This window comes from Pseudomonas sp. NPDC087612 (assembly GCF_044743505.1).
Taxonomy (GTDB): domain Bacteria; phylum Pseudomonadota; class Gammaproteobacteria; order Pseudomonadales; family Pseudomonadaceae; genus Aquipseudomonas.
The window spans coordinates 414,761-427,832 of the sequence record NZ_JBIUWO010000005.1; the positions used below are offsets into that span (position 1 = coordinate 414,761).

Here is a 13,072-nt window from a genome sequence, read left to right on the forward strand (position 1 = left end):
GTGTGGATCAGAATTTGTATTCGAGCATCCCGCTCAAGGTCCGGCCGCGGGCCAGCGACAGGTTGTCGGTGTCGCCCATGGCCACGAAGTAGGCTTCGTCGGTGGCGTTCTCCAGCGACAGCGCGAGGTTCAGGCTCGGCGTCATCCAGTAGCTGGCGTACAGGTCGTAGACCTTGTATTTGGGCCACTGCGCCTGGTCGATCAGGCGGTAGCCGTGGTCGTTGAGGTTCTCACCATTGCCCTTGCTGTAACGCAGGCGGGCGCCGACATCGAGGGTGCGGTCAAGAAAGCGCATGCCGACCGTCAGCGACCCTCGGTCTGCCGGCATGTAGCTGGCGTTGCCCATGATGTGACCGCAGCTGACTGTCTGATCGAGGTCGGCAGCGTCCTCGGCCCGCGAAACGCGCACTGGCAACATGATCACGCGGCTGCCGACCCGCACCGGGCGCAGCACCGTCCCGGCGCTGACCAGGCGCTGCCCTCCCCCCATGTACAACTGCTTGGAGCAGAAATCGTTGCTGCCAATCATGTGGGTATAACTGAGCTGGCTGTAGTAACGCCCGGCGTCGTAGTCGAGGCTGTATTCGACCCCGCGAAAACGCGTCTGCTCCAGGTTGTTCTGATAGGCCGAGCGCCCGAGTGAAGTCCCCAGTGCAGAGGCGCCGGGCACATCGGCGTTGACATCCATGAACGAGAAATTGTCGATGCGGGTGTCGAAATAGGCGACCTTGGCGCCAAAGCGATCACCTTCCTGCAGCAGCGACTCCTTGAACAGGTTCACCCCCAGTTCCCAGTTGTGCGACTCCTCGGGCTTGAGGAAGGGGTTGGGATAGAGCATCTCGCTACCGCCACCATGGGGACGACCGCTCATGAATACTTCAGTCACTGACGGCGGACGCCAGCCACGTCCCCAGCGGGTGTAGACCTGCATCCAGTCGACACCGGGCTTCAGCGCAATGCCGAAGGTGGGCGAGAAACGGCCCTGCTCCTGTTCTTCGTCAAAGATCAGGTGAGTCTGCACGCGTTGAAGGTTTTCACCCGTGACACCCCTTGGGTACATCCAGGTGGTGATGCCGGTTTCGCCGGTGAGGCGGTAACGGTCGTAGCGCAATCCGGCATCGACCGTCAGCCAGTCGCCATGCTCGTACTGCACATCGCCGAACAGGCTGGCCATGATGCGCTTGCCTTCAGGCGTGGCCCCCTGAACGTAAGGCAAAGCCTGTTCGTTGAGTGCCGGGACCCGATCGGTTTTCGGTTTGAAGCGATCCTGGAAGAATTCGGTGCCGTAGTTAAAGGTGAGCTTGTCGGCGTCCCCCAAATAGAAGCGCGAAGTATTTTCCAGTTGCAGGCCCCAGGTATCGGTCTGAAAACGATCGTCATACGCCTCGACGCGGTTGTTGCTGCTGGCCGAGGCGTCATTACCGGCGTTCCAGCGATCCTGGCGGGTCGAAACGAAATACAGCTTGGCCTTCAGATCGACCAGGTCGTTGTCCGGGCTGTAGCTGTAGTCGAGCGAGGCGTTGCGGGCGTTGAAATCACTGCTGCCGGTGCGCTTGTAATAGAACTGCCGAGTCTGATTGTCGTAATAGGTCCAGGCGTCTTTGCTGTCCGTGTCGGTTTCCATGTAGTTGAGCTGCAGGCGCTGGTCGTTGGGCAGGTTCAGGCCCAGCTTGAGCAGTTGCGAGCGCGTGACGCTACCGGTCTCGCCGACCTCGGAGTGCAGCCAGTCCTTCCAGGCTTCGGGGTAGCTGGTCTTGCCGCGGATCTGGGTGCCGAGGTTGTCAGCGTTGTTGGTGCCGGCGCGGTAATCACCGAAGTGCCGCTCACTGACGCCCAGCAGTACATCGCCTAGCTCATTGCCGAAGGCAAACAATGCGCTGCCATTGAAGTTTGTGCCATTGCCCAGCTCACCGATGCCGTTGCCGGCGCGCAGGCGGCCACCGTACTCCTTGTCGGGGCCGAGAAAATCACGGGCCTGGACCGTGTTGAAGCTGGCAATACCGCCAATAACACCAGCACCGCCCATGCCCGCCTGGGTACCTTTTTCGATCTCGATGGAGCTGATGAACTCCGGGTCGATGAACATCACCCCGTTGCGCTGCTGATGGCCGTTGACGTTGAAGTTCTGGCGCATGCCGTCGATGTTCATGTTGACCCGGCCATAGTCCTGCACGCCGCGGATGTTCACCGACAGCCCGGGGTCGCGTTGGTTGACCGCGGTGTAGACGCCGGCGGTTTCTTCGAGCATGTCAGCGGCGTGGCGCGGTGGGCGCTTGTCGATCTGCTCGCGGGTGATGACGCTGACCGAACGCGGCGTCTGGTAGACCCAGTCGGCATCGCTGTTGGAGTCGACATGGGTGGTACCCAGCTCGAGGGTCTGGCCATCATCACTGACCCGCTCCAGGCCGACCCGGTCAGTGCCGCTGAAGCGATAGCGCACGGGCGAACCGCACAACAACAGGCCTAGCCCTTGCTGGGCCGAGTGCTCGCCGCGCAAACCCTCACTGCGCAGGCCAGCCAGTTTGCGGCTGTCGAAAAACACCTGGACCCCAGCCTGTTCGGCGAAGGCCAGCACGGCGCTGTCCAGCGCCTGGGCGGGAATGTCAAAGCGGATCAGGGCAGTAGTTTGGCTCGGGTGAGCGGGCTCGGCGGCCTGCACGCTACCGATCCCCATCGGCAAGGTCCAGGCCGCCAGCATCAGGCTGCTGGCAAGGGCTACCCGACCGAACGGCCGGGTGCGTCGTTGTTGTTGATTGCTCACGTCTGTTGCTCGCTGTGTTGGCGTTTTCTAGTAATGAAAATCAATCTCAACAAACAGACGTGCAACGCGGGAAAAGTCAGTAACGAAAATTCAAAAGAATTTCAGGGTGCTTGTTTCAGACGCCGCAGGTGAGCGCCGACAGCCCTTGTTGGCGGGCCTTGTCGCTGGTTTCGATGATCGATGCGGTGACCGCGACCTCATCACCACTGGCCGACATGTCACCGTCTTCGGCCACGCGGTAGCCCAGTTGGCGAAACAGCGAACGCACCTGCTCGGGCGGCGCATCGAAGTAGATCCCGTGCCATTCATAGCCGATGAACACCGCTGTGACCTTGATGCCGTGGAAGGGCAGATCGACCGGGTAGCTCACCTCCTCTTCCTGCGCCTGGGCAGGCAACGCCTGACGTTTGGCGATGGCCTTGTCGTAGTACGGCTCAAGCTTTGCGCCGAACTCGCACGTAGCGGGATCGAATTGCACCAGGTCGTCGGCCGCCAGCACGTGAGTGCTGGACACTCCGAGCAGCAAGGCGCCACAGATGGATGAAGCAACACACGCGAGAAAACCACTGGCCATATCCCTGCCTTGAGATCGTTGTCAAAACGCCAGTTTCGTGGAAAACAGCACAACCGACAATCGCCGGCGCAGCGATCAATAGATCAGCGTCAGCCCGGGCAGGTCGAGGCGGCTGGCCTTGAGCTCTTCAGTCAACATGGCCAGCGCGGCATCGAGGTTATCCAGGCGAAACATGCCGCTGACCTCACGCCGGGCCAGGGCCTGGTCGCTGATCAGCACATGACCGCTGCGATAGCGATTGAGCTGTGCGGCCACCTCGGCCAGCGGTTCGCGCTCGAACACCAGCACGCCGCGCTGCCAGGCGCTGGCGCGACGCACGTCCTGCTCAGGCCATGGGCGAATGCCATGGGCGGCGTCGTAGCGCAGGCTTTGGCCTTCCTTGAGCACCTGCTCGGAACTGCCCGCGTGCGGGGTGGCCTGCAAGGTCACGGCGACACTGTGTTCGAGCATGCCGACCCAGGTGCCGCCGTCAGGCTCGGGGCCCACCACGAAACGCGTGCCCAGGGCGCGACTGCTGCCCCCTGCCCGCTCGACCACAAAGGGCCGTTGTTCAGCGCCAGAAACCGCTGCAACGGTGAACACTGCTTCACCGGCCAACAGGCGCACGCGGCGCTCACTGTCGTTATAGGCCAGCTCGATGCCACTCTGGCTGTCGAGGTCGACCTGGCTGCCATCGGGCAGCGTCACCTGGCGAACCTCACCCTTGGCCGTGGTGTAGTCGGCGCGCAATGCCAGCGCCAGGCTCGGCGCCTGCTCCACGCCCACTACCGCCAGCACCAGCAGCGCCGCCGTACTCAGCGCCCAGCGCAGGCGTGAACGGCGCCGACGCCCGGCCAGTGGCCGAGCCAGCGCCGGGGCTGCCATTGGCGCGGACTGGTGCATGCGCCCAAGACGGCCGAGATCAGCCCAGGTCGCCTGGGCAAAATCCAGCGCCTGGGCATGGCGCGGATCACAGGCCAGCCAGCGCGCCAGCGCCTGCGTCTGCTCGGGGTTCAACGGGCCGGCGCAGCGCAGCACCGCCCACTCGGCGGCCTGCTCGCGAATGGCTTGCTCTGGCGAGTTCTGGCTGGTCACACGGTTCTCTCGAATTCTGGTTATGTGAGTGCTGACGTCTGAAGGCGCATTTCCCAGTAAACCGTTCGTCATCCTGGTTCCTGCAGACACTGCATCACATAGGCCAGGGCCTTGGCCAGATGCTTCTGTACCGAGCTGTCGGAAATATCCAGCGCCCGCGCCACCTCGGCGTGGGTCATGCCCTCAAGGCGGTTCAGACGAAACACTTCCTGGGTGCGTGGCGGCAAGTCGGCCAGGGCCCGGCGCAGGCGGCGCATGTGCTGCTCGGTGGCGGCGTTTTCGTCCAGGCCCGCGCTGTCTTCGACGATGGTTTCCAGTGCTTCGTGGGGCACCGAATCGGTCTTTCGCCGTTGCTGCTGGCGCACATGATCGATCATCAGGTTGTGCGCGGTGCGATACAGGTAGGCCGGGGTGTTGTCGATTCGTTCGCGGCCCTGTTGCTCGGCCAGGCGCAGGAAACTTTCCTGCACCAGGTCGGCAGCCAGCTGCGGGTCACGCACCTTGCGCGTCAGCAACCCCTGCAAGGTTTTCGCGTGCTTGAGGAACAGCCGCTTCAAGTCGGACTCCGCCACGCGAACTCCCTGTGGATGGCCGGAAAGAAGGCGGTATGCTACTCGTTAGTGAGAATCAGTTGCAACTTCACCCCGACACGCCTTGCACGTGCCGGGACGCGAAGATCACTCGAACAGCGCGTCCAGCGCCTGTTCAAGTCGGGTCACGGCAATCACCTGCAGCCCAGGCGGCGCTTCCTTCGGGGCGTTGCCCTTGGGCACGATGGCGCGCTTGAAGCCATGCTTGGCCGCTTCCTTCAAACGCTCCTGGCCGCTCGGCACCGGGCGCACTTCGCCAGACAAGCCAACCTCGCCAAACACCAGCAGGCCGTTGTCCAGCGGGCGGTTGCGCAGGCTGGACATGATCGCCGCCATCAGCGCCAGGTCGGAGGCCGTCTCCAGCACCTTGACCCCGCCGACCACGTTGAGGAACACGTCCTGGTCATGGGTAGGAATGCCGCCATGGCGATGCAGCACCGCCAGCAGCATGGCCAGGCGGTTCTGGTCCAGGCCCAGGGTGACCCGCCGCGGGTTGGACAGGTGGCTGTCATCGACCAGGGCCTGAACCTCCACCAGCATCGGCCGGGTACCTTCCCAGGTGGCCATGACCACGCTGCCCGGTACTTCTTCCTGGGCACGCGTAAGAAAGATCGCCGATGGGTTGGAGACTTCCTTCAGGCCACGGTCGGTCATGCCGAACACGCCCAGCTCGTTGACCGCGCCAAAACGGTTTTTCACCGCGCGCAGCAAACGCAAGCGGCCGTCGGATTCGCCCTCGAAATACAGCACGGTATCGACCATGTGCTCGAGCACCCGTGGCCCGGCCAGCGCGCCTTCCTTGGTCACGTGACCGACGAGGAAGATCGCCGTGCCGCTCTGCTTGGCATAACGCACCAGCAAGGCTGCGCTTTCGCGCACCTGGGAAACACCGCCAGGCGCCGACTGCAACTGCTCGGTGAAGATGGTCTGGATCGAGTCGATGACCATCACCTTGGGCTTCTCCAGCCGGGCGGTGGCGATGATGGTCTCGATACAGGTTTCGGTCATCACCCGCAGCTTGTCCTGGGGCAGGCCCAGGCGCCGGGCGCGCATCGCCACCTGCTGCTGGGACTCTTCGCCGGTGACGTACAGCGCCGGCATGCGCGTAGCGATGTTGCACAGGGTCTGCAGGAGGATGGTCGACTTGCCGATGCCCGGATCACCACCGATCAGCACCACCGAACCGTCGACCAGGCCGCCGCCGAGTACCCGGTCGAGTTCGGCACTGGCGGTAGTGAAGCGCGGGATTTCCTCGACACTGACTTCGGCCAGGGTCTTGATCTGCGCCTGCTGCCCGGCCCAGCCGGTGCGCCCGCTCGGTGCTGCGGCCGCGCCACTCTCGAGCACGGTCTCGACCAGGGTGTTCCAGGCACCGCATTCAGCGCATTGCCCGGCCCATTTCGGAAAGGTCGCGCCGCACTCGGTGCAGCCGTACATGCGCTTGGCCTTGGCCATGGGGACGGTCCTCTGGAAAAAGGCACCATCATAGCCGACCTCGGACGCCCCGGCGGGCAGAGAAAACGACAAAACTATTCGGTATAACCGCAGTCTGTTGCAGCAGCGCGGAGCATGAAGCGCATAGCTGAATTACACTGCGTTTACCCAACTCATCTGTTACAAGGAATAAACCATGGGCGTGCTCAATGAATTCAAGGCCTTCGCGGTCAAAGGGAATGTCGTCGATATGGCCGTCGGTATCATTATCGGCGCCGCCTTTGGCAAAATCGTTTCATCTTTTGTAGGTGACGTGATCATGCCACCGATCGGTTTGCTGATCGGCGGCGTCGATTTCAGCGACCTCGCGGTCACCCTCAAGGCCGCCGAAGGCGACATACCGGCGGTGGTGATGGCCTATGGCAAATTCATCCAGACTATCCTCGACTTCATCATCGTCGCCTTCGCGATTTTCATGGGCGTCAAGGTCATCAACCGCCTGAAACGCGAAGAAGCCGCCGCGCCGACCCTGCCGCCGGTGCCGACCAAAGAAGAAGAGCTGCTCACCGAAATTCGCGACCTGCTCAAGTCGCAGAATCGGCAACCCTGAACCCAGGGCTAAAAAAACGGCGCCTGCGGGCGCCGTTTTTGTTGGCGCTTACCAGTAGGTCTCGACCGCGACCTGACCGGGGCGGCGGCTGAGGCTGAGGTTCATGTCGCGCTGCTTGAGCACTTTGCGGGTGTCGTCGATCATCTGCGGGTTGCCACAGAGCATTACCCGCGAATGTTCCGGAGTCAGCGCCAGGCCCGCCGCGCGTTCAAGCTCGCCGTTCTCGATCAGGGTGGTAATGCGCTGGTTCAGCGCTCCCGGATGCCGCTCGCGGGTGACGATCGGGATGAACTGCAACTTGCCGGCGTACTCGGCCAGGTAGTCGCGCTGCTCCAGGCCGGCGATCAAATCCAGGTAGGCCAGCTCGCGGGCCTCACGCACCGAATAAACCAGTTTGATCGACTCGAATCGCTCCCACACTTCGAAGTCCTGGAGGATCGACAGGAATGGCGCGATACCGGTGCCGGTCGCCAGCAGCCAGAGGTCGCGGCCATCAACGAAGCGGTCGAGGGTCAGGTAACCGAAGGCCTGGCGATCGATCAGCAGGCTGTCGCCGGCGCCCAGGCGGCTCAGCTCACTGGTGAATTCGCCGCCCGGCACTACGATGGAAAAGAAATCCAGATGCTCGTCGAACGGTGAGGACACCATCGAATAGGCGCGCCAGACCACACTACCGTCTGCCTTGGTCACCCCAAGACGGGCGAACTGCCCGGCACGAAAACGAAAGCCCTGGTCGCGGCTGGTCCGCAGGCTGAACAGGCTGGGGGTCAGCGGCTGGACGTCGAGCAGCGTCTGGCGGGTGAACTTTTCAGCACTGGCAGTCATGGCTTGCTCCAAAAAACAGATGCCCCAGTGTCGCGCAAACGCCGAGGGATAAACACCGTTGGTTTGTAGTGGCATCCGCCGTCGTTGAGAAGAATGGATTCGAAATAAATTATTACATTTAGATAGTGGCACACAGTCACTTCCTGCACTCAAAAAACAGGGTGTTCATCTACTCGATAGTGGCTTTGCAACATCAAAAAGATATCAAGTTTTTCATTCGTAACTGGCAAAGAACAGCCCTGCCAAAATGTTCACATTTCTATAGCCAAAAAACCCAACAAAACCGTGGGACATTTCCTACACTACGTTGCACCTCGCCAGATCTTGGATCCACCCCATTGAGATCCCCATCATGCCGCATTGGAAAGAACAGCAACTCGAGCAGTTGCTAGCCGAAACCAACGAACAACGGATGTTTGACCTGGCGGTTTCCCTGGCCCAGCAACTGGACATGGAGTACCTGTGTTTCGGCATGCGCGTGCAGATCGCCACTTTCGCGCCGCAAATGCGATTCTTCAACAACTATCCCGACGTCTGGAACGAACGCTACCAACGTTGCAACTACGTGGACATCGATCCCACCGTCGCCCATTGCCACCACTCCCTGATGCCGTTGCTGTGGTGCGATGATGTGTTCCGAGAGACACCTGAATTTCGCGAAGAGGCAAAATCCTTCGGCTTGCACCACGGCTGGAGCCAGTCGGCCCACGACATGCGTCACAACGAAAGCATCCTCAGCATCGCCCGCAGCCAGGGCGCAATCAATCTAGACGAACTCTATGACAAGGCCGGCCAGACCATCTGGCTGTGCAACCTGCTGCACACGCTGATGATTGACCGCCAACCCGGGCAAGCAACCCCGGCGTACAACCTTTCGGAGCGGGAAACCGAAGTGCTCAAATGGTCGGCCGCCGGCAAGACCGCCGCCGACATCGCCTGCATCCTTTCGCTGTCACAGAGCACGGTGAACTTTCACATCCGCAGCATCATCAACAAAACCAACGCCAGCAACAAAGCCGGCGCAATCGCCATTGCGGCGATGCGTGGCCTGATCTGAGCCAACGCCCCCGTACCTTCGCAAAGCACGGTAGAATCACGGCCCTGTAGAGCGCGCCGCGCGCACGCACATCAATGCCCCAGAGCCTTACACCATGCCCCTGCTGACCAGCCCCTTCGCCGAACTCGACCTGCTTCGCCAGCCCGAACAAGCCAACGATCCCCTGCAAGCCTTCGATGCTGCCGACGAGTACCTGCTGGAGCACCTGGCCGAACAGGCACCTACCGCGACCAGCCGGGTTTTGGTGCTCAACGACAGTTTCGGCGCCCTGGCCATCAGCCTGGCGCCGCATGTCTCGGTGCTCAGCAGCGGCGATTCGCACCTGGCGCATCTGGCCCTGGAAAAGAACCTGGTGCGCAATGGCCTGGCCTTCGACGCGGTGCCGTTCGTGGCGGCCAGTAGCACCTGGCAAGGCCCGTTCGACCGGGTACTGGTACGCGTGCCAAAGACTCTTGCCCTGCTCGAAGAGCAACTGATTCGCCTGCAAGGCCAACTGGCGCCCGGTGCCCAGGTTGTTGCCGGGGCCATGATCAAGCACCTGCCACGGGCTGCTGGCGATTTGCTGGAGAAATACATCGGCCCGGTGCAGGCATCGCTGGCGCAGAAAAAGGCCCGGCTGCTGATTGCTACCTTCGAGCCGAAGCCGGCGTTCGTTTCGCCCTACCCGACCCGCTACCAACTCGACGCGCCCCCCCTGGTGCTGCTCAACCACGCCAACGTGTTCTGCCGCGAAGGCCTGGACATCGGCACCCGGGCGTTCCTGCCGCACCTGCCCAAGGACCTCGGCGATGCACGTGTCGCGGACCTCGGTTGCGGCAATGGCGTGCTGGCCATCGCCAGCGCCCTGGCCAACCCGCAGGCGCAGTACACCCTGGTCGACGAGTCATACATGGCCGTGCAGTCGGCACTGGAAAACTGGCAGGCGGCGTTGGGCCCGCGTGAAGTCATGGTGCGCGCCGACGACGGCCTGGCCGGGCAGCCAGCGCAGTCGCTGGATGTGGTGCTGTGCAATCCGCCGTTCCATCAACAGCAGGTAGTCGGTGACTTCCTCGCCTGGCGGATGTTCCAGCAAGCGCGCGAGGCGCTGGTGGTCGGTGGTGCGCTGTATATCGTCGGCAATCGTCACCTGGGTTATCACAGCAAGCTGGCGCGCTTGTTCCGTGGGGTCGAACAGGTGGCGGCAACGCCCAAGTTCGTGGTGCTCAAGGCGCGAAAGTAAACCAGCACTGCGTCGCCTGCATCGCTGGCAAGCCAGCTCCCACAATAGACCGGTGTCCACTGGCCATGTGGGAGCTGGCTTGCCAGCGATGAGGCCCTAAAAAAACCCTCCGCAGCTGACGCTGCGAAGGGCTGTAAATCCGCCGCAAGGCGGGATGGGAAATATCGTACTAGTGCGTGCTCAATCCAGCCGCACTCATGAACAGGCGCATCAGCCAGGCGACCAGGGCCAGGCTCACCACGCTGCCGACCCAGATCGCTACCAACCAGCCCAGGCGCTGCCAGAGCGGTTTCTTCTCTTCGTCCATCGTGCCTTTGCCAGTCATTGCCATGCTCCCCTAGTGGTAGCCATCTTCGTGGGTCACCTTGCCGCGGAACACGTAATAGCTCCAGAAGGTGTAACCGAGGATGAACGGGATGATGAACAAGGTCCCGACCAGCATGAAGCCCTGGCTTTGCGGCGGCGCGGCAGCGTCCCAGATCGAGATCGACGGCGGGATGATGTTCGGCCACAAGCTGATGCCCAGGCCGCTGTAGCCGAGGAAGATCAACACCAGGGTCAGCAGGAACGGGGTGTAGTGTGCGTTACGCGCCACCGCCCGGAGCAAACCGTAAAGGGTTACCAGGACCAGGATCGGTACCGGCAGGAACCAGAACAGGTTGGGCAGGCTGAACCAGCGCTCGGCAATGTCCGGGTGGGCCAGCGGCGTCCAGATACTGACGATGCCGGTCACCGCCAGCAGCACCAGGGCCAGCGGCCGCGCCAGGTCGTGCATCTGCAGTTGCAGCTTGCCTTCGGTCTTCATGATCAGCCAGGTGCAGCCGAGCAAGGCGTAGGCAACGATCAGGCCCAGGCCGCAGAACAGGCTGAACGGGGTCAGCCAGTCGAGGCTGCCGCCAGCGTAGCTGCGATCGACCACCTCAAAGCCTTCGATGAAGGCGCCCAGGGCCACGCCCTGGAAGAAGGTAGCCGCCAGCGAGCCGCCGATGAAGGCCTTGTCCCACAGGTGACGCTTGGCTGCAGTGGCCTTGAAGCGGAACTCGAAGGCCACGCCGCGAAAGATCAGCCCGATCAGCATCAGCATCAACGGCAGGTACAGCGCTGAAAGCACCACGGCGTAGGCCAGCGGGAAGGCGCCGAACAGCGCCGCGCCACCGAGCACCAGCCAGGTTTCGTTACCGTCCCAGACCGGGGCGACAGTGTTCATCATCACATCGCGGTCTTGCTCGCCCTTGACGAACGGGAAGAGGATGCCGATGCCAAGGTCAAAGCCGTCCATGACCACATACATCATGATGCCGAAGATGATGATGATGGCCCAGATAAGCGGAAGATCAACACCCATGGTTCAGTTCCCCTTGTTCAGGCTGGCGTGCTCGCCATTGTCATGATCGTCATCGGCGGCAGACAGCGGCCGTGCCGGGGTGCGTTGCTGGCCGGGGCCACCCGGGTTGGTCTCGTCGCCTTCACCGGTTTTCGGCCCTTTGCGCACCAGGCGCATCATGTAGCCAAGGCCGGTACCGAACAGCGCGAAGTAGACCACCACGAACATCACCAGGGTCAGGCCGAGCTGGCCGTAGCTGTGGTTCGAGGCGCCATCGGCGGTGCGCATCAGGCCGTAGACCACCCAGGGCTGGCGACCGATCTCGGTGGTGAACCAGCCGGCGAGGATCGCGATCAGGCCGGAGGGGCCCATCCACAAGGTCAGGTACAGGAACGGCCGCGAGCTGTAGAGTTTGTCGCTCTTGCGCAGCCACAGGCTCCAGAGGCCGACGAAGATCATCAGCATGCCAAGGCCGACCATGACCCGGAACGACCAGAAGACGATGGTCGAGTTAGGCCGGTCTTCTTTCGGAAACTCCTTCATCGCCGGCACTTGCTTGTCCAGGCTGTGGGTCAGGATCAGGCTGCCCAGCGCCGGGATTTCCACCTTGAAGCGGGTGGTCTCGGCTTCCATGTCGGGGATACCGAAGAGGATCAGCGGGGTCGGTTCGCCTGGCTTGTTTTCCCAGTGGCCTTCGATAGCAGCGATTTTCACCGGCTGGTGCTTGAGGGTATTGAGGCCGTGGAAGTCGCCGATCACCGCTTGTACCGGGGCGACGATCAGGGCCATCCACATGGCCATCGAAAGCATCTTGCGAATCGCCGGGTTATCGCGGCCGCGCAGCAAGTGCCAGGCGGCCGAGGCGCCGACGAAGAACGCTGTAGCAACAAAGGCGGCAGTCGCCATGTGCGCCAGGCGGTAAGGGAACGACGGGTTGAAGATCACCGCGAACCAGTCCACCGGCACGACTACGCCGTTGACGATTTCGTAGCCCTGGGGGGTCTGCATCCAGCTGTTGGAGGCGAGGATCCAGAAGGTCGAGATCAAAGTGCCGATGGCCACCATGACCGTGGCGAAAAAGTGCAGCCCACGGCCCACGCGGTTCCAGCCAAAGAGCATGACGCCAAGGAAACCGGCTTCAAGGAAGAAGGCGGTGAGAACTTCGTAAGTGAGCAGCGGCCCGGTGACGGAGCCAGCGAAATCGGAGAACTTGCTCCAGTTGGTGCCGAACTGGTAGGCCATGACCAGGCCGGAGACCACCCCCATGCCGAAGTTGACGGCAAAGATTTTCGACCAGAAATGGTAAAGGTCACGGTAGACGCTGTTGTTGCTCTTCAGCCACAGCCCTTCGAGAACAGCCAGGTAGCTCGCCAGGCCAATGGTGATGGCCGGGAACAGGATGTGAAAGGACACGGTAAACGCGAACTGAATTCGGGCGAGATCTAGAGCCTCTAATCCGAACATAGTGCTTCCTCTGTCAGGTAATCCGGCGTCAGGCGGTGGCCTTGGCGCCAACTGCCCCCACGGTAGTTGAGTGCGGCAAGTTGGAATTGTTCTGTAAACATCACATCGCAGGGAATTCGGCCGTCTGGCCATGCCGTTGC

12 protein-coding genes are annotated in these 13,072 nt (G+C 62.0%); 3 read left to right on the forward strand and 9 right to left on the reverse strand.

The window, feature by feature from the left end:
• Positions 1-7: 7 nt before the first annotated feature.
• The 5 genes from ACIOVF_RS13215 to radA all read right to left on the reverse strand — a co-directional run bounded on the left by ACIOVF_RS13215 (position 8) and on the right by radA (position 6,454).
• Positions 8-2,698 carry a TonB-dependent hemoglobin/transferrin/lactoferrin family receptor gene (locus ACIOVF_RS13215; protein WP_401289987.1) on the reverse strand — a complete coding sequence of 897 codons (2,691 nt, stop codon included), beginning with the start codon at positions 2,696-2,698 and terminating at the stop codon, positions 8-10.
• A 178-nt stretch (positions 2,699-2,876) separates the two neighbouring features.
• The gene (locus ACIOVF_RS13220; protein ID WP_143013313.1) at positions 2,877-3,335 is read right to left on the reverse strand and encodes a hypothetical protein; all 459 of its coding nucleotides are present in this window, start codon (positions 3,333-3,335) and stop codon (positions 2,877-2,879) included.
• A 75-nt stretch (positions 3,336-3,410) separates the two neighbouring features.
• Positions 3,411-4,409, reverse strand: a complete 999-nt coding sequence (locus ACIOVF_RS13225; RefSeq protein WP_401289888.1) for a FecR family protein — start codon at positions 4,407-4,409, stop codon at positions 3,411-3,413.
• Positions 4,410-4,477: 68 nt separating this feature from the next.
• Entirely contained in the window at positions 4,478-4,981 is a 504-nt protein-coding gene (locus ACIOVF_RS13230) for an RNA polymerase sigma factor (protein WP_401289891.1), read from the reverse strand.
• A 105-nt stretch (positions 4,982-5,086) separates the two neighbouring features.
• The gene (gene radA, locus ACIOVF_RS13235; RefSeq protein ID WP_045195900.1) at positions 5,087-6,454 is read right to left on the reverse strand and encodes a DNA repair protein RadA; all 1,368 of its coding nucleotides are present in this window, start codon (positions 6,452-6,454) and stop codon (positions 5,087-5,089) included.
• Between the two features lie 175 nt (positions 6,455-6,629).
• On the opposite strand from radA, the gene mscL reads away from it, so the two are divergent.
• Entirely contained in the window at positions 6,630-7,043 is a 414-nt protein-coding gene (gene mscL / locus ACIOVF_RS13240) for a large-conductance mechanosensitive channel protein MscL (protein WP_093387855.1), read from the forward strand.
• Positions 7,044-7,091: 48 nt separating this feature from the next.
• On the opposite strand, the gene ACIOVF_RS13245 is transcribed toward mscL, so the two are convergent.
• A complete protein-coding gene (locus ACIOVF_RS13245) occupies positions 7,092-7,868 on the reverse strand; it encodes a ferredoxin--NADP reductase (RefSeq protein ID WP_195885645.1) in 777 nt (258 codons plus the stop codon).
• A gap of 352 nt (positions 7,869-8,220) precedes the next feature.
• Between ACIOVF_RS13245 and ACIOVF_RS13250 the strand changes: the two genes are divergently transcribed.
• Together ACIOVF_RS13250 and ACIOVF_RS13255 are read left to right on the forward strand one after the other, a co-directional pair.
• A complete protein-coding gene (locus ACIOVF_RS13250) occupies positions 8,221-8,925 on the forward strand; it encodes an autoinducer binding domain-containing protein (protein WP_401289896.1) in 705 nt (234 codons plus the stop codon).
• A 94-nt stretch (positions 8,926-9,019) separates the two neighbouring features.
• Positions 9,020-10,144, forward strand: a complete 1,125-nt coding sequence (locus tag ACIOVF_RS13255) for a methyltransferase (protein WP_401289898.1) — start codon at positions 9,020-9,022, stop codon at positions 10,142-10,144.
• A gap of 169 nt (positions 10,145-10,313) precedes the next feature.
• On the opposite strand, the gene ACIOVF_RS13260 is transcribed toward ACIOVF_RS13255, so the two are convergent.
• The 3 genes from ACIOVF_RS13260 to ACIOVF_RS13270 are packed head-to-tail and all read right to left on the reverse strand — an operon-like array spanning position 10,314 to position 12,932.
• The gene (locus tag ACIOVF_RS13260; protein WP_045195893.1) at positions 10,314-10,469 is read right to left on the reverse strand and encodes a DUF2474 domain-containing protein; all 156 of its coding nucleotides are present in this window, start codon (positions 10,467-10,469) and stop codon (positions 10,314-10,316) included.
• A gap of 12 nt (positions 10,470-10,481) precedes the next feature.
• Positions 10,482-11,489: a cytochrome d ubiquinol oxidase subunit II gene (gene cydB, locus ACIOVF_RS13265; RefSeq protein ID WP_045195891.1), complete on the reverse strand. Its 1,008-nt coding sequence runs from the start codon at positions 11,487-11,489 to the stop codon at positions 10,482-10,484.
• A 3-nt stretch (positions 11,490-11,492) separates the two neighbouring features.
• Positions 11,493-12,932, reverse strand: coding sequence for a cytochrome ubiquinol oxidase subunit I (locus ACIOVF_RS13270; protein ID WP_045195889.1), 1,440 nt, complete (start codon positions 12,930-12,932; stop codon positions 11,493-11,495).
• Positions 12,933-13,072: the final 140 nt, after the last annotated feature.

What these genes read in the sequence shown, in the direction of transcription:
- ACIOVF_RS13215 (WP_401289987.1), bottom strand. Translation starts at nt 2,698, where the DNA reads ATGCTGGCGGCCTGGACCTTGCCGATGGGGATCGGTAGCGTGCAGGCC.
- ACIOVF_RS13220 (WP_143013313.1), bottom strand. Translation starts at nt 3,335, where the DNA reads ATGGCCAGTGGTTTTCTCGCGTGTGTTGCTTCATCCATCTGTGGCGCC.
- radA (WP_045195900.1), bottom strand. Translation starts at nt 6,454, where the DNA reads ATGGCCAAGGCCAAGCGCATGTACGGCTGCACCGAGTGCGGCGCGACC.
- mscL (WP_093387855.1), top strand. Translation starts at nt 6,630, where the DNA reads ATGGGCGTGCTCAATGAATTCAAGGCCTTCGCGGTCAAAGGGAATGTC.
- ACIOVF_RS13245 (WP_195885645.1), bottom strand. Translation starts at nt 7,868, where the DNA reads ATGACTGCCAGTGCTGAAAAGTTCACCCGCCAGACGCTGCTCGACGTC.
- ACIOVF_RS13250 (WP_401289896.1), top strand. Translation starts at nt 8,221, where the DNA reads ATGCCGCATTGGAAAGAACAGCAACTCGAGCAGTTGCTAGCCGAAACC.
- ACIOVF_RS13255 (WP_401289898.1), top strand. Translation starts at nt 9,020, where the DNA reads ATGCCCCTGCTGACCAGCCCCTTCGCCGAACTCGACCTGCTTCGCCAG.
- ACIOVF_RS13260 (WP_045195893.1), bottom strand. Translation starts at nt 10,469, where the DNA reads ATGACTGGCAAAGGCACGATGGACGAAGAGAAGAAACCGCTCTGGCAG.
- cydB (WP_045195891.1), bottom strand. Translation starts at nt 11,489, where the DNA reads ATGGGTGTTGATCTTCCGCTTATCTGGGCCATCATCATCATCTTCGGC.
- ACIOVF_RS13270 (WP_045195889.1), bottom strand. Translation starts at nt 12,932, where the DNA reads ATGTTCGGATTAGAGGCTCTAGATCTCGCCCGAATTCAGTTCGCGTTT.